The following is a 25032-nucleotide window of genomic DNA, read 5'->3' on the forward strand; positions in this document are numbered from 1 at the left end:
CACCGGCCGACAGTCCGCACCTCCCGGGGGGCTGAGTTGAAAGCCCTCGGGGAGTGCGGACTATCCCGGCACTCTCGCAGCAAGTAGGCGCCGCCTGGCGCCTCCTGCCACGGGGCTCCCGCCACCCCGGGGCGCCGCCAAAGTGTCGCCGCGAGAGCACGGGGCACAACGGTGGGGGAGGGGCTTCACACATGGCGGGCAACGAGCGGTTGGGCGTGGCGGTGGTGGGTCTGGGCGGCGCGGTGGCGACGACGGCGGTGGCGGGCATGGAGCTGCTGCGCCGGGGGCGGGTGGACACGCGAGGCCTGCCGCTGGCGGACGCCAAGGGAATGGGGCTGGTGGAGTACGGCGCGCTGACGTTCGGCGGCTGGGACCTGTTCGAGGACGACCTGGCGCACGCGGCGCGCAACCACGCCGTGCTGACGGAGGCGCAGCTGGAGGCGGTGGCGCCCACGCTGGGCCGCATGCGGCCGTGGCCCGCGGCCTCCAACGCGAGCTTCTGCAAGAACGTCGTCGGCACCGCGACGAAGAAGGCGCGCACGCTGCGCGAACAGGTGCAGGCCATCCGCGAGGACCTGGCGCGCTTCAAGGAACACGAGAAGCTGGACCGCGTGGTGGTGGTGAACCTGGCCTCCACGGAGAAGGCCGTGGACCTCACCCGTCCGGAGTTCGCCACGCCGGAGGCCTTCGAGAAGGCCCTGGACGCGAACGACCCGGACATCGGCCCCGCGATGCTCTACGCGTACGCGGCCATCGTGGACGGCATCCCGTTCGCCAACTTCACGCCCAGCGTCGCCGCGGACGTGCCCGCGCTGCTGATGCTGGCGCAGCGCACCGGCGCGCCCATCGCGGGCAAGGACGGCAAGACGGGGCAGACGCTGCTCAAGACGGTGCTCGCGCCCGCGCTGCGCGACCGCGCGCTGCACGTGGACGGCTGGTACTCCACCAACATCCTGGGCAACCGCGACGGTGAGGCCCTCAACGACCCGGCGTCGAAGCAGAACAAGCTCGACACCAAGGGCGCCGCGCTGGACAGCATCCTTGGCTACAAGGTCCAGGACCACGTCGTCTCCATCCAGTACTACCGCCCGCGCGGGGACAACAAGGAGGCCTGGGACAACATCGACGTGACGGGCTTCCTGGGGCAGCCCATGCAGCTGAAGCTCAACTTCCTCTGCAAGGACTCCATCCTCGCCGCGCCGCTCGTCGTGGAGCTGGCGCGCACGCTGGACCTGGCCAAGCGCCGGGGAGAGGCCGGCGTCATCGACGCGCTGGGCTGCTTCTTCAAGGCGCCCATGTCCCCGGACGGTCAGCCCGTGGAGCACGCCATGCCGGAGCAGCAGCGCCGCCTGATGGCGTGGCTGTCCAAGGGACGCGTGCAGCAGGCGGAGCGCACCCCGCAGCGCCTCCGGGGCTAGAGCACCATGAACGCACCCGCGCGTGACACGGCAGCCCCGGGCCGTCTGGCGGAGCTCCGCCCGCTCCTGTCCGAGCTGATGGACCTCAAGCGCATCCGCACTCCGGACCATCCGGAGGGACTGGCGGCGCATGGCTTCCGCCGCGCGTGGGCCGCGCTGGCCTCCGGCATGGACCCGCGCAGCGTGGCGCTGCAGGAGACGGCGCGCGCGGTGGCGGCGGTGCGGCTGGGCGGCCTGGACCTGGACGTCCTCCAGCGGGCGGGGCTGTCCCCGTTGGAGGCGACGCGGGTGCTGCACCGGGGCCTGGACGCGGTGGCAGCCCCCCTGGACCCCGGTCTGCGCGAGCGGCTGTCCGTGGCGCTCGCGCAGACGCCGGAGGAAGCGTGTCACGTGCCGCCGCCCCTGTTCGTGGAGCGGCTGGTGCGCCAGCCCCGCGCCGGGGCCACGTTCCCCGGCCGGGCGCGCATCATTGTCTCGCCGCAGGAGGGCCACGCGGACCACTGCTACGCGGTGGCGGTGGCCGCGGTGCTCGTCGCGCCGCGCTTCAACGCCTCCCCTGCCCTGCCCTTCGTGGCGGGGCTGTCGCATCACCTCTTCAACGCGACGCTGCCGGACGCGGGCTACGGCGGCGAGGCGCTCCTGGGCGACCTGCTGGAGCCCGTGATGAAGCGCCTGACGGAGAAGGCCCTGGCCGCGCTGCCGGAGCGGCTGGCCGGCGTCGTGAAGGAGGCGCTGGCGCTCACGGGCAACGTGGACTCGGCGGAGGCGCGCGCCTTCAACGCCGCGGACGCGCTGGACCGGGTGCTGGAGCTGGAGGCCCACGCGCGAGCGGCGGGCTTCACCCTGCGCCAGGCGATGGAGGACCTGGAGTTGATCCACCCCGGCCCGCTCCAGACGTTCGGCAACGACGTGCTGCGCGAAGCGGCGGTGTGGCCATGAGCCGGAGGCGGTGACCATGTTCGAAGCGAAGCCGAAGACCCGGAAGCTGGGCTGGGCGGTGGTGGGCTGTGGCTGGGTGGCGCGGGACTACGTCATCCCCGCGCTCCAGGGCGCGAGCAACGCGCGGCTGGTGGCCCTGTGCGACGCGAACGCGGAGGCGCTGATGCGCATCCGGGCGGACGACGTGAGCCGCCACACCGCACTGGGGGCGGTGCTGGCGGACAGGGACGTGCAGGCCGTCTACATCGCCACGCCCAACCACCTGCACGCGGCGATGACGGAGGCGTGCGCGGCGGCGGGCAAGCACGTGCTGTGTGAGAAGCCCATGGCCGTCACGCCACGGGATGGCCTGCGCATGGTGTCCGCCTGCCAGCGCGCGGGCGTGCACTACGCCACCGCGTTCGACCAGCGCCATCATGCAGCGCACCGCAAGCTGCGCACGCTGGTGAAGGAGGGCGCGCTGGGCACCGTCACCCAGGCGCGCATCCACTACGCCTGCTGGCTGCCCCCGGACTGGGCGCCGGACAACTGGCGCATCGACCCGGAGCAGGCCGGCGGCGGCGCGATGATCGACCTGGCCCCGCACGGCCTGGACCTGCTGGAGGTCCTGCTGGGCGACGAATGGATATCGCTCACCGCGATGACCCAGCGGCGCGTGCACCCCTACGCCGTGGACGACGGCGCGGTGCTGATGGGCCAGTTCCGGAGCGGCACGCTGGGCATGTTGCAGGTGGCCTACAACTGCCCGGACGCGTACCCCCGGCGCACGCTGGAGCTCATCGGCACGAAGGCGCGCGCGCTCGCGTACAAGACCCTGGGCCAGACGCCCGGCGGTTCCCTGTCCCTCACCGACGCGAAGACGGGCGAGGAGACGTTCATCCCGCTGTCGCCGGAGGAGGACCAAAGCCCCTTCCTGCACCAGGTGGAGGCCTTCTCCGCGTGCGTGCTGGAGGGACGCCCGCAGCCCTTCGCCCCGGAGCGCGACGTGCGGCTCGTGGGGCTGCTCACGCAGGCCACGTGGGCCGGAAAGGCGTTTCCGCCATGCCACTGACCCGCTACGCCTGCTCCCACTGCGGCACGTGGCAGCCGGGCTTCCCGCGTGAGAAGCCCACCAGCTGCCCCACCTGCATGGACGTGCGCAACGCGCTGCCGAGCGACGGCTGGGATTTCCAGACGGCGGGCCAGCTGTCGGAGCGGCTCGCCACGCGCTGGGAGGAGGTGCTGCCCGGCATCTGGAGCTTCAGCTGCACGCCGCCCTTCGGCCTGGGCTCCACGGGTTGGTTCCTGCGCAGGCCCGAAGGCAACGTGGGCTTCGAGGGCGCGCCCTGGTACTCGCGGCCCGCGCTGGAGTTCATGGAGGTGATGGGCGGCCTCCACATGCTGTCCGCGTCGCATCCGCACGGCTTCGGGGCGCTGTGGCAGTTGCAGGAGCGCTTCGACCCGCTGCTGGTGCTGCACCGGGACGCGGTGCCCTACAGCAAGGCCTTCCAGGTGCGCTGGCCGGTGGATGACGAGCAGGAACTGGCGACGGGCCTGACCCTGCACTGCGTGGGCGGCCACTACGAAGGCCAGATGGTGCTGTACGACGCGCGCAGCCGCTCCCTGTTCTGCGGAGACGCGCTGAAGGTGGACCTGGACGCGCAAGGCCGGCCCACGGCCCTGTCGTGCCACAAGGGCTTCCACTACGCGATTCCGCTGAGCCACGACGAGCTGCGCCGCTACCGCGCCGTGCTCAAGCAGCTGCCGTTCGAGAACGTCTTCACCTCGTTCGAGTTCGCGCGCGGCGTCACCCGCAAGCACGCGCTGGCGCTGTTCGACCGGCTGCTCGCGGGCATGCCGCACACCCGTCCCCTGCCATTGGAGGAACTGTCATGAGCATTGCCCAAGCCCTGGACGCCTATCACCGCGCCGTGTCCACCGGCGCCCTGCAGAGTTTCCGCATCGACCCCATCGACCGGCTGGGGATTCCGGTGGCCTCCGCCAGCCTGCGCCTGGGGGACAAGCCGGGCGAGGCGCTGCACGGCAACGGCTATGGCCGCACGGACGAAGAGGCGCGGGTGGGCGCGCTGGGCGAGCTGGTGGAGGAGACCTTCTGCGAGCTCGCGATGCACCGCATGCCGCGCGTGCACGGCAGCTACGCGGCGCTGGTGCGCGCCCGGGGCCCCACGGCGGTGGCGGATCCGCTCACGCTGGGGCTGCCCGCGGGCAGTCCGTACACGCCGGACATGCCCCTCATCTGGGTGGAGGTGCAGCGGCTGTCCACCGGCGAGCGGGTGCTGGTGCCGGAGGAGTACGTCGCCATCCACCCCGGTCAGCTGCAGGGCCGCTCTCCGCTCATCACGCCCATCACCAACGGACAGGGCGCGGGGCTGACGCGGCCGCAGGCGCTGGCGCACGGCCTGCTGGAGCTGATCCAGCGCGACGGCAACGGGCTGATGTACCGCGCCATGGACCAGGGCGTGATGCTGGACCTGGAGGGCGCGGACCTGGCGCCGGACGTGCGCGAGCTTTTGGAGCGCTACCGCCGCGCGGGCGTGGAGGTGATGGCGAAGCTGGCCAGCACGGACTTCGGCATGGTGAACCTCTACGTCGTGGGCCGCGACCTGTCCGTGGGGGACCAGCCGCTGATGGTGACGGCGTGCGGCGAGGCGGCGGATCCGGACCGCGACCGGGCGCTGCGCAAGGCGCTGCTGGAGTACGCCTGCTCGCGAGCGCGCAAGGCGTTCATGCACGGGCCGCTGAGCCAGGTGGCCCGGGTCGCGACGCCGGAATACATGGAGCGCTTCGTGCCGCTGGTGGACCTTGGCGCGGAGGAGCCGCGCGCGCTCAACGCGATGGTGGAGTGGGCGCGCATGCCGGCCGCGTCGCTGCGCGAGCTGACGGCGTGCACGCTGATGGTCCGCCAGAAGGTGCGCTTCGAGGACCTGCCCCGCTCCCCTCCGGCGGAGGACCCGTCGCTGCGGTGCGACCACGTGGTGCGGCAGCTGCACGCGGCGGGCTTCGACATCCTGGTCGCGGACCTGTCGCCGCCGGGCCGCCAGGTGCACGTGGTGAAGGCGCTGGTGCCGGGCCTGGAGGTGGAGACCCTGACGTACTACCGCCTGGGCGAGCGCAACGCGGCGCGCCTCCTGGAGCGCCGGGACCCGCTGGTGGGCCTGGGAGCGCCGCCGCCGGGAGCGCAGCCGGTGCGCCTGACGCCGGAGGCCGAGGAGCGGCTGGGCGGACCGGTCTGGTTCAACGTGCGGCTGGCGGAGGCGCGCGTGGGGCGGCTGTACGCGCTCTACCGTGAGCCGGACCGTCACGCGGTGCCGGCGGTGCTCGCGAGCCGCCGCTTCGGGGGGCAGTGAGCCATGGCCCTGCGCTTCGCGTACAACACCAACGGCGTCTCCAACCACCGCTTCGAGGACGCGCTGGGCCTCATCGCGGACAGCGGCTACGACGGCGTGGCGCTGACGTTGGACCACCACCACTTCGACCCGTTCGCGCCGGACCTCGAGACGCGCACGGAGCAGCTGGCCACCCGGCTGGAGCGGCTGGGCCTGGGGCTGGTGGTGGAGACGGGGGCGCGCTTCCTCCTGGACCCCCGCAGGAAGCACGAGCCCACGCTCATCAGCCCGGAGGCGGAGGGCCGCGCACGGCGGCTGGAGTTCCTGAAGCGCGCGGTGGACGTGTGCGCGACGTGCCGGGGGGAGGCGGTGTCCTTCTGGGCCGGCGTCCCCCGCGCGGGCGTGACGGAAGCCGCCGCGTGGCCGTGGCTGGTGGACGGCGTGAAGCGGCTGGCGGACTACGCGGCGGCGCGAGGCGTGGTGCTGGCGGTGGAGCCGGAGCCCGGGATGCTGGTGGAGACGGTGGACGCCTGGCGCCAGCTGCAGGCCCGGGTGCCCGGCGTGCGTCTGGCATTGGACGTGGGGCACCTGCTGGTGACGCAGGAGCGGACGCCCGCGCAAGCCGTGCGCGAGTTCGCGCCGGTGCTGGGCACGGTGGCGCTGGAGGACATGAAGCGCGGCGTGCATGAGCACCTGCCCTTTGGCGAAGGGGACGTGGACGTGCCGCCGGTCCTGCGCGAGCTGACGCGCGCGGGCTGGGAGCAGCTGGTGTGCGTGGAGCTGTCGCGCGACGCGCACCGGGCGCACGAGCTGGTGCCCCGGGCGCTGGAGTGGCTGAGGAAGCGACTGCCGACGGACGCGGAGGTGGCGGCGTGAACAGGGTGAATGGACTGCGGATCTGCTTCATCTCCCGGCGCTTCTTCCCGGCCATCTCCGGGATGAGCGTCTATGCGCTGAACCTGGTGCGGGAGCTGGTGGCCAGCGGGCACGACGTGACGATGGTGAGCCAGTACCGCAACGACCCCGCGGGCATGGCGGTGTACGGGGGCGGGCCGCCGCCAGGGATTCCCGGCGCGCACGTGCTGGGCTGCGAATCGGTGGGCGAGCAGCGCATCAACCAGGGCCAGCCGGCGAGCTTCGAGGAGGACCTGGAGGTGATGGTGGACACGGTGGTCCGCGAGCACCGGCGCCACCCGTTCGACCTCATCCATGCGCAGTACGGCTACCCTTGCGGCCTGGCGGCGCTGGAGGCGGCGAGGCGGCTGGGCCTGCCCAACGTCGTCTCCATCCAGGGAGGGGACGGGCACTGGGTGGGGACGTGCTGCGGGACGCACAAGCAGGCGATGCTCGCGGTGCTGGGCCACGCGGGGGCGCTGCTGATTGGCAGCAGGACCTTCGCGCAGGAGGTGAGCGAGCACCACGGGACTCCGATGGAGCGCTTCACCATCGTCCCTGGCGCCACGGACACGCAGCGCTTCCATCCCCGGGATGAATCCGCGCTGGGACGGCTGCGAAGGGTGCCGGTGTGGCTGTACCACGGCCGGGTGGACGCCCGGAAAGGCGTGATGGAGCTGCTGGACGCGGTCCAGCTGCTGGTGGCCGACGGGCGGCGGTTCAAGCTGCGCGTGTCTGGGATTGGGCCTGATGCCGATGCGGTGCGCGCGAGGGTGGAGGCCGAGGGGCTCCAGCGCGTGGTGGAGCTGACGGGGGCCTCCACCTACGCGGAGGCGCCGGAGCTGTACCGGAGCGGGGACCTGTTCGTGTCGCCCACGTACTCCGAGGGGTTCTCCAACACGCTGCTGGAGGCGATGGCGTCCGGGCTGCCCATCGTGTCGACGATGGCGGTGGGGGTGGTGGACTGCCTGGAGGACGGGCGAGACGGGCTGCTGGTGCCGCCCAAGGACAGCGCCGCGCTGGCCAGGGCCATGGGCCGGTTGATGGACGACGCGCCGCTGCGTCAGCGGCTGGCGGCCACGGCGCTGCGCGAGGTGCGGGAGCTGTACTCGTGGCGGTCGGTGGGGCGGCGGATCCAGGGTGTGTACAAGGAGCTGACGGGCACGCGGCCGGACACGCGGTGGACGGACCTGTACGACCCGGCGATGACGGAGGAGCGCGCGGACCATACCTGCCGGTTCCGGGCGGAGCCGCACCTGTTATGAGCACGGCCCTGTTCGTGTCGCCGCACCTGGACGACGTGGCGTTTTCGTGTGGCGGCACGTTGGCGGTGTTGAAGGCGAAGGGGTGGACGGTGGGGCTCATCACCGTCTTCACGCGGTCGGTGCGGCAGCCGACGGGCTTCGCGCTGCAATGCCAGACCTCGAAGGGGCTGGGGCCGGACGTGGACTACATGGCCCTGCGGCGGAAGGAGGACCGGGACTTCGCGGCGTGCATGGGGGTGGACCAGGTGCGCTGGGGAGACCTGGAGGAAGCGCCGCACCGGGGCTACGCGAGCCCGGAGGCGCTGTTCCAGCCGCCGCGAGCGGACGACGTCATCGAAGCGAAGGTGGCGGCGTGTCTGAAGCCGGTGTTGTGGGACCTGAAGCCGGACCGGGTCTTCGTGCCGCAGGCCCTGGGAAGCCACGTGGACCACGTGCAGGTGGTGCGAGCCGTGAAGGGGTTGGGCATCCCGGCGGACCGGGTCTTCTACTACCGGGACACGCCCTACGCCGTGCGCCAGCCGAAGGCCCACCCAGACGCGGCCGTGCCCCAGGGCCTGCGGCCCCTGGCGGTGGACATCACGGAGCACCTGCCCAAGAAGGTGGAGGGCTGCATCCGCTACGGCACGCAGCTGGGCTTCCAGTTCGGAGGCGTGGACAGCCTGGCCAGGACCCTCACGGCGTTCCACCGGATGGAAGCGCGGACCTGGGGACAGCCCGGGGCCGCGGAGGTGTTCCTGTCACAAGGGGCGCAGTAGCCCCGCGGCGTCGAGCACCTGGTGCACCTCCGTGGCCAGCCGGACATGTTCCGGATTCGCCACGGAGAACCGTTCCTCCGTGAGGATGACCAGGGTGCCCAGGTCCTCCACGGGCTCGACGCGCACAGTGGAGGGCAGTGGAGGAACGGCCCCCCACTGCCGGGAGAAGTAGGTCATCCAGCCCACGAAGGTGCCCGCCATCCCCGACTCAGATGCCTGGTCCCTATACTCCTGGGATGCAACAACGCCCCACGCCGGCGCCCAACAGCGCACCACGGAACGGAGCACCTCGCGCATGACGGGTGCGGTCAGTACGCGTTCAGCGACTTCCCCCTGAGAAGGAGGATCGATGACACAGACCGAAGTCGGCACGGCATCCGCAGAACCGCAGAAGCCATTGACCGAGGTTGTTTCGTCCGGATGCGGGCCTGCCCAGAACCAATATTGGAAGCCGTCACCGATACGGCTCTTCTTCTTGGCGAACAGCTCCAGGAAGGAAGCCTGATCGGTCTGGATCCGACGCTTCTGAGCTTGCTTGAAAGTGCGCCCGGTTTCGTGCCACTGACGCCACGTAGGCTCAACGCGGCCCAGCTCGTCGAACAGATTCGACGCTCGAGTGGCACAGGACTCGTCGGACTCGTGCCTCGCCGTCCAGTAGGCCCCCAGGTAGTAACTGTCCGTCATGCGGTCGGCGGTGCTCATTGAGTAGGCGAGAGGAAGCGCACTTCCACCTTAACGTTCTGGCGGTTGAACAGCGCACGCAATGCATCCGCGAATTTCGCCTCGGCGACCACCCACCGAACGTGTGCACTTCCGGCCACTGCGATTTGCCGCCGAGCCTGCTCAACCAAGGCATTCGCGCCCTGGAAGAACCTCTTCGCCTTCAGGTCGGCACCAAAGAACTGCTCGTAGCCAGGTCCCTTGGCCTCCAGCAGCACGTTCTCAGCCGGGTCATACCCGTCGAAATCGGCCTCTTCGCCTCCCCGCTTGACCCGGTACGCGGAGCCCTTCGGCGCTCCGGTCACCTGAGCCTGATAATCGCGGGCCCGGCTGGACATCGACTCGTTCACCTGGACCCACTTGCCTGGACCTCCCGGAGGCGGTGGTCCCACCACGGCCATGGTCACCGCCGTGGACGCGAGCGTCACCTCCACCACTTCGCCTGCCACCGCCACCGCGCTCACGTCCAACACCTGCGCCGGGCTCAGGCTCATCGTGTCCGGGAAGCGCGGCATGGCCGCGAGCGCGGATGACAGCCCCGCCGTCACGCCGTGACTCACCAGCATCGTCACCGCGAGCACGAAGACGCGCGCCACCTCCGGCCCCAGGGCCTGCGCGAAGACCTCCGCCGCTTCCTCCAGTTCCTGGAACGTCGTCGCCCGGTCCGTGGCGTCCTTCAGCACGCCGCACGCGCGCACCACCGCGAGGAACGACTGCACGCCCACGTACGCCAGGAACACAGCGGCAATCACCGCCGCGGCCTTGGTGAACAGCGGCTCCGGTGCCGCCGCCAGCACCACCCAGGACGCAATCGCTCCCGAGACCACGGACACGAAGAACGCTGGGTCCAACGTGTCCTGCAACGCGGTCCCGATGCTCGCGCGCAGGGGCTCCAGCGACATGCCCACCGCGAGCGTCAGCCGGTCCAGCTCACCGAAGCCCGCCCCATCCTCCAGCAACGACAGACAATCCCCCGGAGCCTCATGCGCCCGGCACCACCGTCCGTACCGGTCGCGCAGCATGAACCCGAGGCTCCGGTCCAGCTCCGCCCCCTGCTTCGCGACCGCGCGCACCACCCTCGGTGCCCGCACCTTCAGTGGCACCTCCAGCACCAGCCGCGTCAGCGCGTCCTCGAACTCCCGAGCACGGACCGGCGCATGGGTCCGAGTCCCCTGCTCCGTGCGCAGCCGCACCGTGGGCCCGCTGGCGCAGCCCATCCAGAACACCAGCAACAGCGGCCAACAGACAGCCCGTGCCCACGGTTTCATGTCCAAACGGTGTCTCCTCCCCACGACAGGTCATCTACACTGCCCCGACCCCTGGTCCCTGGAGCAACGATGACGTCGATCTCGGATGAAACCCACCAGCGCATCACCGACCTCTGCGCCCAGGGAGACGCCGCGGCGGGCGATGGCGACTTCGAGCAGGCCCTGAAACACTTCAAGGCCGCCCTCGCCCTGATCCCCGAACCCACCCGCGACCATCAGCAGAACACCTGGGTGCGCGCCGCCATCGGCGACATGTACTTCCAGCTCGAACGCTTCGAGGACTGCCGCGAGCACTTCCGCGAAGCCGTCCACTCGCCGGGAGGACTGGGCAATCCCTTCATCCACCTGCGCCTCGGCCAGTCCGCCCTCGAACTGGGAGACGAAACCCGCGCGGCCGACGAGCTCGCCCGTGCCTTCATGGGCGGCGGAGAAGAGCTCTTTGAAGGCGACGACGCGAAGTACCTGGAGTTCATCCAGTCGCGCCTCAATCCACCCCAGGACGCTTGAGAGCCCGAGCGCCGGACTCCTCGCCTGACCTGGCACCTCACGAACGCAGGGCATGCACACCCTGAGGCGTGAACCTGCTCCCGCGAGGAGGCGCCCATGACACGCCAGCAGCCGAGCACCGACCGCCCCTTCTTCCCGAGGGGCTTCCGCGAAGGCGACGAGGACGTCAACGGCACGCGGATCCACTTCGTCATTGGCGGCCAGGGCAGCCCCGTCCTGCTGCTGCACGGCTACACGCAGACACACCTCATGTGGTGGCGTCTCGCGCCGGAGCTCGCGAAGCAGCACACCGTGCTCATCCCAGACCTGCGAGGCGCGGGGGCCTCGGCCGCCCCCGTCAGGGGCTACGACAAGGAGACGATGGCGCGCGACATGCGCGCACTGGTGAAGAGGCTCTGCTTCGAAAAGGTCTCCGTCGTGGGTCACGACATCGGCCTGATGGTCGCCTACGCCTACGCCGCCCTCTTCCCCAACGAGGTCGAACGCCTGGCCCTCCTGGACGCGTTCCTGCCCGGCATCGAGCCCTGGTCCGACCAGGTCATGAGCAGCCGGGACGTGTGGCACTTCACCTTCAACGGCCCCACCGCGGAGAAGCTGGTGCAGGGGCGCGAGCGCGTCTACTTCGACCACTTCTGGACCGACCTCTCCGCCAATCCCGACGCTGTCGGCGAAGCGGAGCGGCGGGCGTACACGGAGGCCTACGCGGCGCCAGGCCGGCTCCATTCGACGTGGGGTTACTTCCAGGCGTTCGAGCAGGACAAGAAGGCCTTCCGGGAGCTGGCCCGCAACAAGCTCCCCATGCCCGTGATGGTCATTGGCGGTGACAAGTCCCTGGGCGAACCGCTCGCCGCGCAGGCGCGCGCGGTGGCGACGCAGGTCGAGCCCCACATCCTCCAGGACACCGGCCACTGGGTGGCCGAGGAGCGGCCGGAAGAGGTTCGCGAGCTGCTCGGAGACTTCCTCCGGGCGTGAGCCCACCCGCTAGGCCCCGAAGCCGCCCAGCGCCGTGCGGCTGAAGCTGGCCGCGCCCTGGCTCACGCGCACGGCGGACTGGCTGAACACCTGGAACGCGGCGCGGATCTCCTGAGCGCTCTGGCCCGGCGTGAGAATCCAGCGGTCCGAGATGCCCATCTCCTGGAACACGCGCCGGAAGTCCGTCACCCCGTCGTCGATGCCCATCGCCGCGACGATGTGGTTCTCCACCCGGTGCAGGTCCTTCACCAGCGCCGCCACGTCCTTCGCCCGCGCCTTCTGCGAGCCCGCGTCCGCGCCGTCCGTAATCAGCAGCGTCACCGTGCGCACCGGCACCCCGTTGCCGCTGAACTCCTGCGCCTTCGCCAGCACCGTGCCCAGCAGCACCACCGCCTGGTCGTACAGCGGCGTCCCCAGGTCCGCCGAGTAGTTCTTGGAGTGCATCCGCACCACGTCCTCCAGCGGCCGGAACGGGTTGAGCACGTGTCCGTTCAGGTAGCGCGTGTGGAACAGGACGCCGTCCTTCTGCTGGCTCGCCAGCAGCGCGTCCAGCACCAGGTTGTGCCCGTCACACACCGTCTTCGTGTGTCCCGAGTGCGCGATGCTCCCGGAGTCATCCGGCATCACCGTCACCAGCACCACCTCGCTCGCCTGCACATCGTCCACGTGGATGCCCAGGCCCGCCTGAATCTGTGCCCCCAGGTCCACCACCGTGAGCGTCTGCAACCCCGCGGGGCTCAGGATGCCCTCCGCGTGCGCGTCCTCGAAGAGCTTCGTGACACCCGTCCCGTTCGCCTTGCTCATGTCCGTGTCTCCCTTCGTGTGAGTGCTCACGCCAGGCGCAGGTCCGGCCAGCTCGCCAGCGGATCCGTCGACTTCACCAGGTGCATGCCCGCGTCCGCGAAGCGCTTGAGCGCCGCGTCCGCCTGCGGCGTGAAGTCCGCCGCAAAGCCGCCCTTGCCGTCCGGCACCGTCACCGACGACATGCAGTCCGTCAGCAGGTACACCTTCCGGGCCAGCGCCGCGTCCTGCGCGACAATCTCCCCCAGCAGGTCGTCGATGCTGCTCTTCACGCAGTGGCTGGCGGCCTGCCCGCCAATCACCACCGCGTCCGACGTGAGCAGCGTCTTCAGGAACTGCGTGTTGCGCTGCGCGAGCGGCTGGCCGTCATGCCGCATCAGCACCTCCGGCCGCAGCACCGAGTAGTTCTCCGTCAGCGGGTTGCCGCCCTTCACCTCCGCCCACGACTGCACGCCGCGCGCGTACGAGTGGAACAGCCGAGCCTCCTGCACCACGCCCGACAGCGCGTGCCCGTCGCTGCCCAGCAGGCAGTGCGGCGGCCACAGGTAGAGCGTGTACTTCCCCGCGCGCTCCAATTCCTCGCAGTAGAACTTCACCTGCTTGAGCAGCCACGGGTAGTTGCCGCCGCACAGCCACTTCGCCACCGCGGGGTTCGGCCGCGCCTGGCCGCGCTCAATCTGCTCGCGAGTCACCTCGCGGTACGGCTGGAGCGGCTGGTCGTCCTGGTCCACCCAGAACGACGGGAAGAAGATTTGATAGGCGAAGTGCGTGTCCAGCGTCGCGGTGACGTTCGTCAGCGTGCCCAGGTTCCGGTAGATGAACTCCGCGATGCGGCGGTTGTCGTCGATGGCGCCCCGCCCGCTGCGCCCCGCCACGTACAGCGAGCCGTCCGGGAAGCAGAAGTCCTTCTGCACGTCGATGAGCAGCAGGTGCAGGTTGAAGCGGTCCGTGGCCGCCGCCGTCACGCCCTGCGCCGCCTTCCACGCGCCGGCCTCCCGCTGGAGCTTCCCGGCGTTCGGGCCGTAGCCGTACTCCGCCGCATGGTTGGAATTGTAGAACCCGGGCAGCGGCAGTTCCTTCGCATTCGCCTTCGTCATGTCCAGCCCCCTGTGTCTGTGTTTCAGTTCATCCGCAGCACGGTGAGGTCCTGGGCCCCCACCACCATCAATCCCTCGCGCGACAGCAGGAGCCCCCGGCCCGCGTCCACGAACGGCTCCGCGTCCGGGAACTCGCGCACCGCTTCCAGGCGTCCCTGCCGGAGCTCCACGCGCGTCAGCCCCGCGTCCGTGGCGCAGAAGAGCGCGCCCCCCACGGCGCACTTCCCCCGCAGCGTGCCCAGCCACGAACCGTCCCCCGCGTCGGCCCGGGCGCTCGCGCGCACCGCCCCGTCCGCCCCCAGCAGCACCGCGTGGTGCACCGTGCGGCCGTGGGACTCCTCCGCCAGCAGCAGCCACACCGCGTCCCCGTCGAACACGGCCTCCGCGTCCAGCAGTTGCCCCGAAGGCCACGGCAGCGTGAGTCCGTCCCGCAGGCCCTTGCGCTCCACGCTGAACAGGAAGGCGCCCCTGAGCCCCGCCGCGCGGTGGAAGCCCAGGCCGAAGCGGGGTCCCACGAACAGCCGCGTCTGGCCCTGGAGCACGTCCCCCCAGCGCTCGGCGCCGTACGTGCCGTCGCGCCACAGCCCGCCCTCCGCCGCCCAGAAGCGGTGTCTGGCATTGGCCGCGAACACCGGCCGGTTTTCACAGACATCCACGCCCAGGAACTCCGGCCCCCGGCCCGGCATGAACACCGCCACGCGGCCCTGGTGCCCCAGCAGCGTCACGTCCCCCTGCACCGCCCAGCGCAGCGCCGGGTCCAGCTCGCCGCGCATCACCGTGCGGCCGTCCTCGCGCCGGTACGCGCCGTCCGCGTGGTAGACGAAGCGCACCGCGCCGTCCTCCGCGCTCGCGTGCACCAGCACGCCGCGGGTCGTGAACGTCCGCTTCGCCGTCACCTGCCCGCGCACCGCCGACACCGGCGTGGCCGCCACCGTCGCGTGCGGCTGACACGTGGGACACGCGTCCCGCGCGTGCTCCAGGCCACACGACGCGCACACCGTGAAGCGAAGTCCCTCCAGCACCGGCAGCGGGAACGCGCCGCGCCGGTCCTCCACGAACACCTGGTGGAACAGGTGCAGCAGCTCATCCGGCAGCGAGGCCCGGGGCAGCGCGGGCTTGGGGTACTGCACGTCCGGATGGAACACCGTGACGCGCTGGAGCATGCGGCCCACCGCGTTCAGCCGTAGGGCACCGGCAGCCTTCGGCTTGTGGATGCCGCCCTGAGGCCCCACGCACAGGAGCGACTGCATCACGGTGACGGCGAAGGCATACCAATCACTGTCCACCGTCGCCGGCCGCGCGGGCGTCAGCGTCTGCGCGCCTGAATCCAACCGCAGCGGGTCCAGGAACTTCTCCGTGAACACGGGGCAGAGGAAGGCACCGAACTGGAAGCTGTCCGCGTCGATGAAGTACGCATCCGTGCCCACCGTCAGCACGTTCAGGTCGTTGAAGTCCCCCACCACGACACGGGCCGCGTGCACCGCCGTCAGCACCCGGTGCAGCCCCGCCAGCACCGTCACCGCGTCCGAGGCCTTGCCGCCCGCGCGCCGGAACGCCGGCTCGCTCCACCGGCGCAGCGGCTCCACCCCATCGAGCTTGCGCATCGCATAGCCCAGGACCTCCGCGCCCTTCTTGTCCGTGGCCAGGGCCTGCGGCGTCACCACGCGCGCCGGAAGCCCCGAGGGAAACACGCGCAGCTTGCGCTGGTGCTCCGCGAGCCGGGCCTTCGCCGCGGCCTGCTCGGGCAACAGGCCCAGGAAGTCCGGGTGCTCGGGCTGCTTGAAGACCTTGAGCGCGCGGCCATCCCCCAGGTCATACACATCCGCCTCGCCGCCCTTGCCCAGCGCCCGCTGCGGATCCAACCGGACCTTCTTCCCCTCCACCCAGACATCCATGGCCTCACGCCCTCCCCATCCGGCGGCGCAGCACCACCAGCGTGGTGTCGTCCGTCAGAAGGCCCGGCGTGCGCAGCAGCCGCCGCTCCGCGAAGTCCGCGCGCACCGACTCGCGGTTGAGCTGCGCCAGGCGCCGCCGCATCGCGTCCGGGTTGGTGAAGTACCGGTCCTCCGTCCAGAAGCGCGACAGCGGGCCCACGGGCTCGTCGCGCTCCGGCAGCCGTGCCTGCGCCAAGCTCAGCAGGTCCCCCACCCCATCCGTGCCCACCAGCAGCGCGTGCACGTCCTCCGTGGGCACCAGCGCCCGGGGCTCCAGCCGCACGTCCTCCCCGCGCAGCAGCGCATACGCGAGGTACGGCGGCGCGTTGCCCGGGAACGGCCCCAGCGCGTGCACCTCGCCGTTGAGCATCCACACCCCGTCCCCCGACGAGAAGACCAGCGTGTGCGCCGGCGTCACCACCGCCCCCACGAGCGTGAAGAGCAGGTCCCCCAGCACGTCCCGCCCCAGCGTGGACGCCAGCCCCTCCATCAGCTCCAGCAGGTCCCCTCTCAGCCCCGGCAGGAAGTCCGCGCCGTCCACCGCCTCACCGCGCTGAAGCCTCGCCTGCGCCGCCTGCGCCAGCCGCCGCGCGCCCAGCTGCGCCCCCAGCTCGCTGCACGGCTGGCTGCCACAGCCGTCCGCCACCACCACCACCAGCCCGTGCTCGCTCCCCCGGACGCAGGCGGCGTCCTGGTTGTTGCGCCCCGAACGCGCGTGCTCCCGGCCCTGCACCGAACCCACCGCGACGTCGAAGGGCAGCGTGGACATGGCTCTCCCGTGGCCCTCGAAGAGGGCTCGCACGACCAACTTCGTGTATCGATGACACCAACATAGTGTCCAAACGACACGAAGTCAAGGCGACGAGGGACAACCTGTCAGTGGAGGGCGCGGGAGAGGTGGGGCCTACAGCTCGAAGTTGAAGCCGGCCTTCTCGAGCTGTTTGTACTTCTTGTGGTCGAACCGGTAGAGGCGCGCGGCGCGGTGGGAGACGTCCTGCTCCACCTCGTCCAGCTCCTCCAGCAGGTCCATGGCGAGGATCTTCTTGCGGAAGTTGCGCTTGTCGAGCTCGCGCTCCAGCACCGTTTCGTACAGCCGCTGCAGCTGCGACAGCGTGAACTTGGGCGGCAAGAGCTCGAACCCGATGGGCTGGTAGCGCACCTTGCCCTTGAGCCGCTGCAGCGCGGTGCCGAGCACGTCCGCGTGGTCGAACGCGAGCTTCGGCGTGTCCCAGACGGAGAACCACGCGGCTTCGCGCGCGTCGGTGGACGCCTGGAGGTGGTGCTGGGACAGCTTCACCAGCGCGAAGTACGCCACGGTGATGACGCGGCCCCGGGGGTCGCGGTCTGGCGCACCGAACGTGTAGAGCTGTTCCAGGTGGCTGGTGCGCAGGCCCGCTTCCTCTTCCAGCTCGCGGCGCGCGGCGTCCTCCAGGGACTCGTCCATGCGCACGAAGCCGCCGGGCAGCGCCCACCGGCCCTGGTAGGGCTCCACGCCGCGCTGGATGAGCAGCACCTTGAGGTCTTCCTCATCCAACCCGAAGACGACGCAGTCCACCGTCACCGCCGGGCGCGGGTACTCATAGGTGTGGCTCAATTGGGAAACCCTCCGGCCGGCATCGTGTCCAGAGGACACGGTGCCGGCAAGCGCCTTCATGCACGCTTCAGGGAGGTGACGGCGCTAGACGGCGACGAGCCGGCTCAGGCGGCGCCAGTCGACCAGGTTGACGTTCTCCTCCGCCAGGTCGAACTCCAGCGAGCGGCGCATGCCCAGCACGTCGCCGCCCATCTGGAAGGGCACCTCGCGGTCGAAGTCCATCCGCAGGCGCTCCACGAAGAAGTCGTGCATGCGCGGCATGGGGTGCTCGCCGCGCCACAGGCGGAACATGTTGCGCGTGGCCTCCATCACGCCCGCGCCGTACACGCGCACGGACAGCCGGTGCGGCACCGCCTGGGCGAACGGGAACGCCTTGAAGCCGAAGCCCCACTCCGGCGTCGTCGCCGCGCCCGCCACGCCCGCGGGGCCCTGGTACAGCAGCTGCCCCTCGCCGCCGTTGGGCAGCGGCCGCACCGCGCCCGTCGCGTCGATGGTCAGCGCGGAAGCCCCCAGGTTGTAGACGGAGACGTTCGGGTTGCCCTCGCCGAACAGGTGGCGGGGCACCGTGCGCGTGAACATGGCGCCCAGGTAGCCGCGCAGGCCGGACTGCGCCTTCTTCAGCGGCCCGGCGGAGGCCAGCTGGTTCTTGAAGTCCTGAATCATCTCCGCGTCCCAGCCCGTGCCCGCGAAGGGCGCCACCCGGCCCTCCACCCGCACCAGGGAGAAGGGACGCAGGGGCGGCAGGCGCTCGCCGTACGCGGCGATCTGCTTCAGCGCCACCTGGGGACGCGGCGCGCCGGTGACACGCGCCCAGGCGTTGCCCGTGCCCAGGGGCAGCACGCCAATGGCCGGCAGGGCGACCCCCTGGGAGCGCAGCTCGTTGAGCAGGCCCGTGATGGTGCCGTCCCCTCCGCCCGCGAGCAGCAGGCTGGGCGGGTCGTGGCGGAGCTGGTCCACCCACTCACGGGCTTCATCCAGGGAACGGGTGAGGGCCACCCGGGCCCGGGGGAGCAGGTCCTTGACGAGCCCGCCCATCCCTTCGGTCCCTTTACGCGCACGCAGATTGACGAGGACGGCGATGTTCATGGCGGGCGCGACTCTTCCCCAGTTCATGTCATGGCCCCGTCACGAAAAGCGCCCCCGGCATGGGAACGCCCTATGTGAATAGGGTCTTCACGCCCCCAGGGCATGGGCCAGCCGGGCTTCCAGGTGCCGCTCGGCCGCTCGCCGACGCAGCGTCACCGCCGCGGCCGCCAGCCCGCCCGCCACCAGCAACCGCCGCAGCCATGTTTTTCCGGTGCCGTGGTAACCGCCGGAGGCCGTCACCCCCTCCTCCATGGGCTGGAAGACGTTGCCGGAGGTGGGGCCCTGGCGCTGGTTCTTGAAGTGCAGCACGTCCGTGCCGGACTTCATGGTGCGCTCGAAAGCGCCGGGCATGAGGTTGTGCATCGCGGAGAAGCTCTTGCCGGAGCCGCCGACCATGACCTCGTCCTGGGGGTTGCGCAGCACGCGCAGGATGGTGCGGGCCACGCGCTCCGGCGTGTAGACGGGCTCCACGGGGCGGATGCGCCAGCCGGTGTAGTTGGCGGTGTGGCGCCACAGGGGCGTGTCGATGGCGGCGGGCATCACCGTGCACACGTCGATGCCCGTGTTCATCAGCTCCTGGCGCAGCGACGCGGAGAAGCCGCGCACCGCGAACTTGGAGGCCACGTAAGCGCTCAGGTACGGCGCGGGCACGGCGCCGAAGGTGGAGGACACGTTGATGAGCGTCCCGTAGCCCTGGCGCCGGAACTGCGCCAGCGCCACGCGCGCGCCGCTCACCGTGCCAAAGAAGTTGGTCTCCATCAGCTGGCGGAACGCCTCGTCCGGCGTCTCCTCCAGGCTGCCCAGCATGTAGACGCCCGCGTTGTTCACCCAGCCGTCGAAGTGGCCGAAGGCCTCCACCGCGGCCTCCGCCAGCTGCCGCACGGCCGCCGCGTCCGACACGTCCGTGGGCACCATCAGGGCCTGGACGCCGTGGGACTCGCACTCGGCCGCCAGCTCCTCCAGGGGCTCCTCCCGGCGCGCGGCGAGCACCACGTGGGCGCCCTTCTTCGCCAGCAGCAGCGCGGTGGCCCGGCCAATGCCGCTGGAGGCGCCCGTGATGACGATGACCTTCTCTTTCCAGATGCGATCCATGGAGTGGGGTCCTTGTGACTGGCTCGGCGGCCCGAGCGTTCGAAGGGATTCGTGGATGGAAAGGTGGGGATGACGCTGGGCGTCGCACCCGGGCCACCGGTGACTCACCTGGGGGGCAGCCAGCCAAGGCAGGGGGCTCGGAATCCGGACGGGGGTCCACATACGGGACCTGGGGCCAGGGCCCGGGGGTCGCTGGCCTGGAGGGTGGACAGTCCGGTAGAGGACGGAACGCGGCCTGCATCGCTGGTCCGGTCATCCCTTCCACACCCACGTCCCCATGCCCTTCCATCCGAAGCCGTCCGCGTTCGCGCTGATGCTGTGTCTGATATGCGCCTCCGCCCTGGGGGCCGCGCCCCACCGGCTGGTGCTCTCCAGCGGTGATTGCCGGGACGCGGAGCTGAACGGCCAGTCCAAGGCGTTCTACGACGCCCTCCGCGCCCGCCCTGAACAGCGCGTGCTGAGCGCGCCCGAGTTCGCCGAGCGCCTCTTCCCCGCCTCCTCCCGCTCCTTCGAGGACCTCCAGCGCCAGCTGGACGCCGCGCAGGACCAGTTCTACGAGGGCCGCAACGCGCGCGCGGCCCAGCTGTTGGACGACGCCCTGCGCGACATCCGCCGCCTGCCGCCGGGCGAGCCGCGCTGGAAGCTCTTCGCCCACGCGCAGCTCCTGCACGGCCTCAACCTGCGGGCGCTGGGCAAGACGAAGGACAGCGACGCGGCCTTCCTCCAGGTGCTGCGCCTCCAGCCGAAGTACCAGCTGGACCCGGACCAGTACGCGCCCTCCATCCGGCAGGCCTTCGAGAAGCTGCGCCGCGACCTGGCCCGCACGCCCAAGGTGAAGCTGTCCCTGAAGTCCACGCTGCCCACGTCGGACGTGTACCTGGAGGGGTTGGGCGTGGGGCAGACGCCGCTCACGCTGGAGCTGCCGGCGGGGGCGTACGAGCTGACGATGGTGAAGGGGGACGTGGTGAGCTTCCCCCGGCAGGTGCAGGCGCAGGGCGCGGACACGCCGCTGCTGGTGGACCTGGCCTACGAGGGTTCGGTGACGGCTGCGCCCTTCCCGTGCCTGTCCGCGGCGGACGGCAACGAGGAGCGCACCTGGAGCCACGCGGTGCGCCTGGGCGGCACGCTGGGCGTGGAGGAGGTCATCGTCGTGCGGCTGGAGCGCCCGAGCAGCGGGCCCAAGTGGTTCGCCGCCACGGTGCTCAACGTCGACGGCGGGCAGAAGCTGCGCGAGGGCGGCTTCAAGACGCAGGGCCTGGACGCGCCCGGCGAGGCCCTCTCCGCGCTGGTGGACTTCGTCACCACCGGGCGCTCGCCCTCCAACCTCGTGGTGATGAACAGCGCCAACGGCAAGGCGCCCTGGGACGCGGGCAGCGCGCGCGGCACGGGCGCGGACCTCACCGCTCCCAACCTGGTATCGGAGGCGGACGGCTCCAGCGGCGCGGCCTCTCCCCGGTCGGGCCTGCGCACGGCGTCGTACGTGGCGGTGGGCGCGGGCGTGGCAGCCCTGGGCGGCGCGGGTGTGGTGCGGCTGTTGGCCCAGAAGGACCTGAACGGCCTGGAGGACCGGCGCGCGGCCAACGGCGGCCAGCTGGTGAGCTCGGATACGCAGGCCGTCGCGCTGCGCGACTCGCTGGTGGGCAAGAGCAACCTCATGACGGGGCTGCTCGTGGGCGGCGGCGCGGCGGTCGTCACCGGGGCGGTGCTCTACCTCGTGTCCTCTCCCTCGAAGCCGGCGCCCGTGACGCTGGGGGTGACGGCGGACGGGACAGGCGCGGCGGCGAGCGTGTCCGGTTCGTTCTGACCGTTGCTGGCCGGTGAGCATGGGGCGCGTAGAGTCGCGCCCCATGCGCGCTTCCCTCCTGCTGTTGCTGCTCTCGGCGAGCACCGCCCTCGCCGCGCCCCGGACGTTCCGCGTCGACTACTTCCACACCGGCAACGCCACCGAGGAGCGCTTCAGCCTGGAGCGGCTGGTGGTGGAGCCGCTGCCCTGGCCGGGCCACCCGGCGAGGGCCATCGACGAGACGAACCTGGGCAAGTACCTCTTCGAGGTGCGGGACCGGGGGACGAACCGGCTCCTGTACTCGCGCGGCTTCGCCTCCATCTTCGGCGAGTGGGAGCTGACGGACGAGGCGAAGGGGGCCCACCGCACCTTCAGTGAGTCGCTGCGCTTCCCCGCACCGGCCAGCCCCGTCCAGGTCATCCTGAAGAAGCGCGACGCGCAGAACGCCTTCCGTGAAATCTGGTCGCTGGTGGTGGATCCGAAGAACCCCTTCGTGGATCCGTCCTCGCCGCCCGCGCCGGGCCCGCTGCTCAAGCTGCTGGAGAACGGGCCGCCGCAGGACAAGGTGGACTTCCTCATCCTGGGGGACGGCTACACGGAGGCGGAGCGCGCCAAGTTCGAGAAGGACGCGCGCAAGCTGGTGGACACGCTCTTCAGCTTCTCCCCCTTCAAGGAGCGCAAGGCGGACTTCAACGTCTGGGGCCTGATGCCCGCGGCGGCCGAGTCCGGCATCTCCCGGCCCTCCACCGGCGTCCACCGCCGCCCGCCCCTGGGCTCCACCTACGACGCCTTTGGCGCGGAGCGCTACGTCCTCACCTTCGACAATGCCGCGCTGCGCGACACCGCCGCCTTCGCGCCCTACGAGTTCATCGAAATCCTGTCCAACGGCAACACCTACGGCGGCGGAGGCATCTTCAACCTCTTCAGCACCGTGGCCTCCGACAGCCTCTGGGCGCCCTACGTCTTCGTCCACGAGTTCGGACACCACTTCGCCGGGCTGGCGGACGAGTACTACACCTCCGCCCCCATCTACGGCGCCGCGCCCGCGGACCGGGTGGAGCCCTGGGAGAAGAACGTCACCGCGCTGCACGACCCCGCCCAGCTCAAGTGGAAGGACCTGGTGGCCCCCGGCACCCCGCTGCCCACGCCCTGGAATCAGGCCACCTATGACGCGCATGCCCTGCAGGTGCAGCAGCGCCGGCAGAAGATTCGTGCGGAGCGTAGACCCGAGGCGGACATGGACGCGCTCTTCATGGAGCAGCGCAACTGGGAGGAGAAATTCCTGGGGACGCAGAAGGTCTCCGGGAAGGTGGGCGCGTTCGAGGGGGCCCACTACGAGGCGAAGGGTTATTTCCGCCCCCAGGCGGACTGCGTGATGTTCACCCGGGACCGGGTGCCCTTCTGCGCGGTGTGCCAGCGCGGCATCACCGAGGTCATCGACCTGTACGCAGGTCCAACGTCCGCTCCCGCGCGCAAGACTCCCTGACTTCCTTCGATTCCCAGGTCCCTGTGCATCCTTTTGGGTGACAGGGACGTGGCAGGTGGTCGGGCAAATGGACGCCCCTCTGTTTTCGGGTGTAAGGGGGACCGAACCTGCAATCTGGACCCCATCTGGGAGGCATTCACATGCTGAAGCAGAGCCTGAAGCGGAGCTGGCTGCCGGCGCTCGTGGCCACCGTGTTCGTCACGGTTGGCACGGGTTGCGGCGATGAGTGTGTCGACCGGTACGACTGTCGTGACAAGGGCACGGCGCCCGAGGGTCAGCAGTGGACCTGCAACGCGGACAACAAGTGCGAGCTGCAGAACATCTCTGTCGAGCCGGGACCGGACGCGGGCACGGACGCCGGCACGGATGCGGGCACGGACGCCGGTACGGATGCGGGCACGGACGGTGGCACGACCCCCCAGACCTGCAACCCGGCCTGCGCGCTGACCGAGTCCTGCAACATCGAGACGAACACCTGCACGCCCTCCAGCGTCACCACGCCGCCGGCGGATACGAGCGCGCAGATCGCCGCGTTCGTCGCGGCCCCGGCGGGCGCGCTGGCCACGCCGCAGCCCGTGAGCGGCGCGTTCGTGACCTTCATCAAGCCCGCGGTGACGGGCAGCGCGGCCACGGAGGCCGACGGCTTCTTCCTGCAGGCCGAGGCCAACGGCCCGGCGATGTTCGTGCGGACCTCCGCGTCCACCACGCAGGTCGCCGTGGGTGACCGCGTGACGATGAACGTCACGGAGAAGGAGATCATCAGCGGTCTCAACGTGGCGAAGACCGTCACGGACCTGACCGTGGTGAGCAAGAACCACGGCGTGTGGAACCTGAGCACGGCGACGCCCGCGGGCCTGAAGGTGGACGCGAACGCCGTCAGCACCTTCGAGGACGCCGGCACGACCAGCGCCTACGAGAGCCGCATCGTCACGGTGTCCGGCAAGCTGGAGGCGGGCGCTGGCAGCGGCGCGGCCTTCACCGCGTTCCCGCTGATCACCACGGGTGAGCCGTCCCCCAGCCCCCTGCGCCTGCGCGTGCCCTCCACCCTGTCCACGGACCTGGACCTGGTCTCGGGCTGCGACGTGACCGTGCCCACCGGCGTGGTCTGGCGCTTCACCGCCCAGCCGCAGGTGTCCGTGTTCGCGCCGGAGCAGCTCACCATCACCTCGTGCCCCGCGCCGAAGCTCACCGAGGCGCGCGCGCTGAGCAGCACGGAAGTGCGGCTGACCTTCGACCGGAAGATCAACGCGGCCAGCGTGCAGGCGGCGGACTTCGGTATCACGCCGACCGTGGCCGTCTCCGCGGCGACGGCGACGGGCAACCAGGTCGCCCTGACCACGGCGGAGCTGACGGGCGGTACGCAGTACACGGTGACCGTGAATGGCGAAGTGACGGACAATGCCGGCAAGGCCGTGGACGCGGCCGCCAAGACCGCGACGTTCACCGGCCTGACGCCGCCTCCGACGGGTCCGTCGCTGGTCATCAATGAGATCGACTACGACAACGTCAGCACCGACAACGCGGAGTTCGTGGAGATCTACAACCGCGGCACCGAGGCGGCGGACCTGACCAACGTCAAGCTGGTGTTCGTGAACGGTGAGGAAAAGGATGCGGCGCGCCCGGCGTACCTGAGCTTCGACCTGAAGAACACCAAGGACGCGGCTGGCAACGTGGTCACGTCGCTGCCCGCGGGTGGTTACATCGTCGCGGCGGCCGAGCCGTACTTCACCACGGCGAACCTGCCGGCGGGCACGCTGCGGCTGGTCATCAAGTCGGCCTCCAACGCGAACACCGACATCATCCAGAACGGTACGGGCGACGGCGTCGGTTTGGTCGACGACGCGGCGGGCACGCTCCTCGACAGCGTGTTCTACGAGGCGGGTGGCTCTCCGGCCCCGAGCAGCACGTTCAACATCTCCACGGCGGTAGGTACCAAGGCCCTGAACTTCGAAGAGGGCGCGCGCACCACCGCCGCGGACTCGAACACCGCCGCAGGCTCCCTGCAGCGGAGCCCGAACGGCAACGACACGAACAACAACAACGCGGACTTCGCGTTCGTCACCACGGTGACTCCGGGCGGCCCGACGCCGTAGTC

Annotated in this window: 22 protein-coding genes; 13 read left to right on the forward strand and 9 right to left on the reverse strand. The window is 70.7% G+C overall.

The window, feature by feature from the left end:
- The first annotated feature begins 191 nt into the window (after window positions 1-191).
- From D7X96_RS13970 to D7X96_RS14005, 8 genes are read left to right on the forward strand one after another with little or no spacing between them, the layout of a single operon-like run.
- Entirely contained in the window at window positions 192-1418 is a 1227-nt protein-coding gene (locus tag D7X96_RS13970; RefSeq protein WP_121769933.1) for an inositol-3-phosphate synthase, read from the forward strand.
- A 6-nt stretch (window positions 1419-1424) separates the two neighbouring features.
- On the forward strand, window positions 1425-2357 hold the full coding sequence (locus D7X96_RS13975) for a hypothetical protein (RefSeq protein WP_121769934.1): 933 nt from the start codon (window positions 1425-1427) through the stop codon (window positions 2355-2357).
- 16 nt (window positions 2358-2373) lie between these two features.
- Window positions 2374-3408, forward strand: coding sequence for a Gfo/Idh/MocA family protein (locus D7X96_RS13980; protein WP_121769948.1), 1035 nt, complete (start codon window positions 2374-2376; stop codon window positions 3406-3408).
- Window positions 3399-4232 carry an MBL fold metallo-hydrolase gene (locus tag D7X96_RS13985; protein ID WP_121769935.1) on the forward strand — a complete coding sequence of 278 codons (834 nt, stop codon included), beginning with the start codon at window positions 3399-3401 and terminating at the stop codon, window positions 4230-4232. Before D7X96_RS13980 ends, D7X96_RS13985 begins: the two co-directional genes overlap by 10 nt.
- Window positions 4229-5704 carry a YcaO-like family protein gene (locus tag D7X96_RS13990; RefSeq protein ID WP_120549718.1) on the forward strand — a complete coding sequence of 492 codons (1476 nt, stop codon included), beginning with the start codon at window positions 4229-4231 and terminating at the stop codon, window positions 5702-5704. Before D7X96_RS13985 ends, D7X96_RS13990 begins: the two co-directional genes overlap by 4 nt.
- A 3-nt stretch (window positions 5705-5707) precedes the next feature.
- A complete protein-coding gene (locus D7X96_RS13995; protein WP_120549717.1) occupies window positions 5708-6559 on the forward strand; it encodes a sugar phosphate isomerase/epimerase family protein in 852 nt (283 codons plus the stop codon).
- Complete coding sequence (locus D7X96_RS14000; RefSeq protein WP_199747092.1) at window positions 6556-7842, forward strand: glycosyltransferase family 4 protein; 1287 nt, start codon at window positions 6556-6558, stop codon at window positions 7840-7842. The genes D7X96_RS13995 and D7X96_RS14000 overlap by 4 nt, the downstream gene beginning before the upstream one ends.
- The gene (locus tag D7X96_RS14005; protein ID WP_121769936.1) at window positions 7839-8597 is read left to right on the forward strand and encodes a PIG-L deacetylase family protein; all 759 of its coding nucleotides are present in this window, start codon (window positions 7839-7841) and stop codon (window positions 8595-8597) included. The genes D7X96_RS14000 and D7X96_RS14005 overlap by 4 nt, the downstream gene beginning before the upstream one ends.
- Here D7X96_RS14005 and D7X96_RS14010 read toward each other — a convergent pair.
- Window positions 8580-9299 (reverse strand): immunity 52 family protein, encoded by a 720-nt coding sequence (locus D7X96_RS14010; protein WP_208647311.1) that lies wholly within the window; start codon window positions 9297-9299, stop codon window positions 8580-8582. The two genes, D7X96_RS14005 and D7X96_RS14010, sit on opposite strands and share 18 nt — an antisense overlap.
- Window positions 9296-10585, reverse strand: a complete 1290-nt coding sequence (locus D7X96_RS14015) for a restriction endonuclease fold toxin 5 domain-containing protein (protein WP_121769950.1) — start codon at window positions 10583-10585, stop codon at window positions 9296-9298. The genes D7X96_RS14010 and D7X96_RS14015 overlap by 4 nt, the downstream gene beginning before the upstream one ends.
- 69 nt (window positions 10586-10654) lie before the next feature.
- Between D7X96_RS14015 and D7X96_RS14020 the strand changes: the two genes are divergently transcribed.
- Window positions 10655-11092 carry a tetratricopeptide repeat protein gene (locus D7X96_RS14020; protein ID WP_121724211.1) on the forward strand — a complete coding sequence of 146 codons (438 nt, stop codon included), beginning with the start codon at window positions 10655-10657 and terminating at the stop codon, window positions 11090-11092.
- A 96-nt stretch (window positions 11093-11188) separates the two neighbouring features.
- Window positions 11189-12064 carry an alpha/beta fold hydrolase gene (locus D7X96_RS14025; protein WP_120549714.1) on the forward strand — a complete coding sequence of 292 codons (876 nt, stop codon included), beginning with the start codon at window positions 11189-11191 and terminating at the stop codon, window positions 12062-12064.
- Window positions 12065-12073: 9 nt separating this feature from the next.
- On the opposite strand, the gene D7X96_RS14030 is transcribed toward D7X96_RS14025, so the two are convergent.
- The 7 genes from D7X96_RS14030 to D7X96_RS14060 form a co-directional block, all read right to left on the reverse strand.
- Complete coding sequence (locus D7X96_RS14030; RefSeq protein ID WP_120549713.1) at window positions 12074-12868, reverse strand: hypothetical protein; 795 nt, start codon at window positions 12866-12868, stop codon at window positions 12074-12076.
- A gap of 26 nt (window positions 12869-12894) precedes the next feature.
- Window positions 12895-13962 carry a cysteine hydrolase family protein gene (locus D7X96_RS14035; RefSeq protein WP_120549712.1) on the reverse strand — a complete coding sequence of 356 codons (1068 nt, stop codon included), beginning with the start codon at window positions 13960-13962 and terminating at the stop codon, window positions 12895-12897.
- Between the two features lie 23 nt (window positions 13963-13985).
- Window positions 13986-15857, reverse strand: coding sequence for a hypothetical protein (locus D7X96_RS14040; protein ID WP_121769937.1), 1872 nt, complete (start codon window positions 15855-15857; stop codon window positions 13986-13988).
- Window positions 15858-15861: 4 nt separating this feature from the next.
- On the reverse strand, window positions 15862-16665 hold the full coding sequence (locus tag D7X96_RS14045; protein ID WP_121769938.1) for a protein phosphatase 2C domain-containing protein: 804 nt from the start codon (window positions 16663-16665) through the stop codon (window positions 15862-15864).
- A gap of 135 nt (window positions 16666-16800) precedes the next feature.
- The gene (locus D7X96_RS14050) at window positions 16801-17490 is read right to left on the reverse strand and encodes an NUDIX hydrolase (RefSeq protein WP_120549709.1); all 690 of its coding nucleotides are present in this window, start codon (window positions 17488-17490) and stop codon (window positions 16801-16803) included.
- Between the two features lie 84 nt (window positions 17491-17574).
- Window positions 17575-18576 (reverse strand): diacylglycerol/lipid kinase family protein, encoded by a 1002-nt coding sequence (locus D7X96_RS14055; protein WP_120549708.1) that lies wholly within the window; start codon window positions 18574-18576, stop codon window positions 17575-17577.
- Between the two features lie 87 nt (window positions 18577-18663).
- A complete protein-coding gene (locus D7X96_RS14060; protein ID WP_120549707.1) occupies window positions 18664-19668 on the reverse strand; it encodes an SDR family NAD(P)-dependent oxidoreductase in 1005 nt (334 codons plus the stop codon).
- 277 nt (window positions 19669-19945) lie between these two features.
- On the opposite strand from D7X96_RS14060, the gene D7X96_RS14065 reads away from it, so the two are divergent.
- From D7X96_RS14065 to D7X96_RS14075, 3 genes are all read left to right on the forward strand, one after another.
- Window positions 19946-21472, forward strand: coding sequence for a PEGA domain-containing protein (locus tag D7X96_RS14065; RefSeq protein ID WP_120549706.1), 1527 nt, complete (start codon window positions 19946-19948; stop codon window positions 21470-21472).
- A 43-nt stretch (window positions 21473-21515) separates the two neighbouring features.
- Entirely contained in the window at window positions 21516-22937 is a 1422-nt protein-coding gene (locus D7X96_RS14070; protein ID WP_121769939.1) for an IgA Peptidase M64, read from the forward strand.
- A 140-nt stretch (window positions 22938-23077) separates the two neighbouring features.
- Window positions 23078-25030 carry a lamin tail domain-containing protein gene (locus D7X96_RS14075; RefSeq protein WP_121769940.1) on the forward strand — a complete coding sequence of 651 codons (1953 nt, stop codon included), beginning with the start codon at window positions 23078-23080 and terminating at the stop codon, window positions 25028-25030.
- Window positions 25031-25032: the final 2 nt, after the last annotated feature.

This window comes from Corallococcus interemptor (genome assembly GCF_003668875.1).
In the GTDB taxonomy this organism is placed as follows: Bacteria; Myxococcota; Myxococcia; order Myxococcales; family Myxococcaceae; genus Corallococcus; species Corallococcus interemptor.

Coding starts and splice junctions, on each gene's coding strand:
- D7X96_RS13970 (WP_121769933.1), top strand. CDS start 192: ATGGCGGGCAACGAGCGGTTGGGCGTGGCGGTGGTGGGTCTGGGCGGC.
- D7X96_RS13975 (WP_121769934.1), top strand. CDS start 1,425: ATGAACGCACCCGCGCGTGACACGGCAGCCCCGGGCCGTCTGGCGGAG.
- D7X96_RS13980 (WP_121769948.1), top strand. CDS start 2,374: ATGTTCGAAGCGAAGCCGAAGACCCGGAAGCTGGGCTGGGCGGTGGTG.
- D7X96_RS13985 (WP_121769935.1), top strand. CDS start 3,399: ATGCCACTGACCCGCTACGCCTGCTCCCACTGCGGCACGTGGCAGCCG.
- D7X96_RS13990 (WP_120549718.1), top strand. CDS start 4,229: ATGAGCATTGCCCAAGCCCTGGACGCCTATCACCGCGCCGTGTCCACC.
- D7X96_RS13995 (WP_120549717.1), top strand. CDS start 5,708: ATGGCCCTGCGCTTCGCGTACAACACCAACGGCGTCTCCAACCACCGC.
- D7X96_RS14005 (WP_121769936.1), top strand. CDS start 7,839: ATGAGCACGGCCCTGTTCGTGTCGCCGCACCTGGACGACGTGGCGTTT.
- D7X96_RS14010 (WP_208647311.1), bottom strand. CDS start 9,299: ATGAGCACCGCCGACCGCATGACGGACAGTTACTACCTGGGGGCCTAC.
- D7X96_RS14015 (WP_121769950.1), bottom strand. CDS start 10,585: ATGAAACCGTGGGCACGGGCTGTCTGTTGGCCGCTGTTGCTGGTGTTC.
- D7X96_RS14020 (WP_121724211.1), top strand. CDS start 10,655: ATGACGTCGATCTCGGATGAAACCCACCAGCGCATCACCGACCTCTGC.
- D7X96_RS14025 (WP_120549714.1), top strand. CDS start 11,189: ATGACACGCCAGCAGCCGAGCACCGACCGCCCCTTCTTCCCGAGGGGC.
- D7X96_RS14030 (WP_120549713.1), bottom strand. CDS start 12,868: ATGAGCAAGGCGAACGGGACGGGTGTCACGAAGCTCTTCGAGGACGCG.
- D7X96_RS14035 (WP_120549712.1), bottom strand. CDS start 13,962: ATGACGAAGGCGAATGCGAAGGAACTGCCGCTGCCCGGGTTCTACAAT.
- D7X96_RS14040 (WP_121769937.1), bottom strand. CDS start 15,857: ATGGATGTCTGGGTGGAGGGGAAGAAGGTCCGGTTGGATCCGCAGCGG.
- D7X96_RS14045 (WP_121769938.1), bottom strand. CDS start 16,665: ATGTCCACGCTGCCCTTCGACGTCGCGGTGGGTTCGGTGCAGGGCCGG.
- D7X96_RS14055 (WP_120549708.1), bottom strand. CDS start 18,576: ATGAACATCGCCGTCCTCGTCAATCTGCGTGCGCGTAAAGGGACCGAA.
- D7X96_RS14060 (WP_120549707.1), bottom strand. CDS start 19,668: ATGGATCGCATCTGGAAAGAGAAGGTCATCGTCATCACGGGCGCCTCC.
- D7X96_RS14065 (WP_120549706.1), top strand. CDS start 19,946: ATGCCCTTCCATCCGAAGCCGTCCGCGTTCGCGCTGATGCTGTGTCTG.
- D7X96_RS14070 (WP_121769939.1), top strand. CDS start 21,516: ATGCGCGCTTCCCTCCTGCTGTTGCTGCTCTCGGCGAGCACCGCCCTC.
- D7X96_RS14075 (WP_121769940.1), top strand. CDS start 23,078: ATGCTGAAGCAGAGCCTGAAGCGGAGCTGGCTGCCGGCGCTCGTGGCC.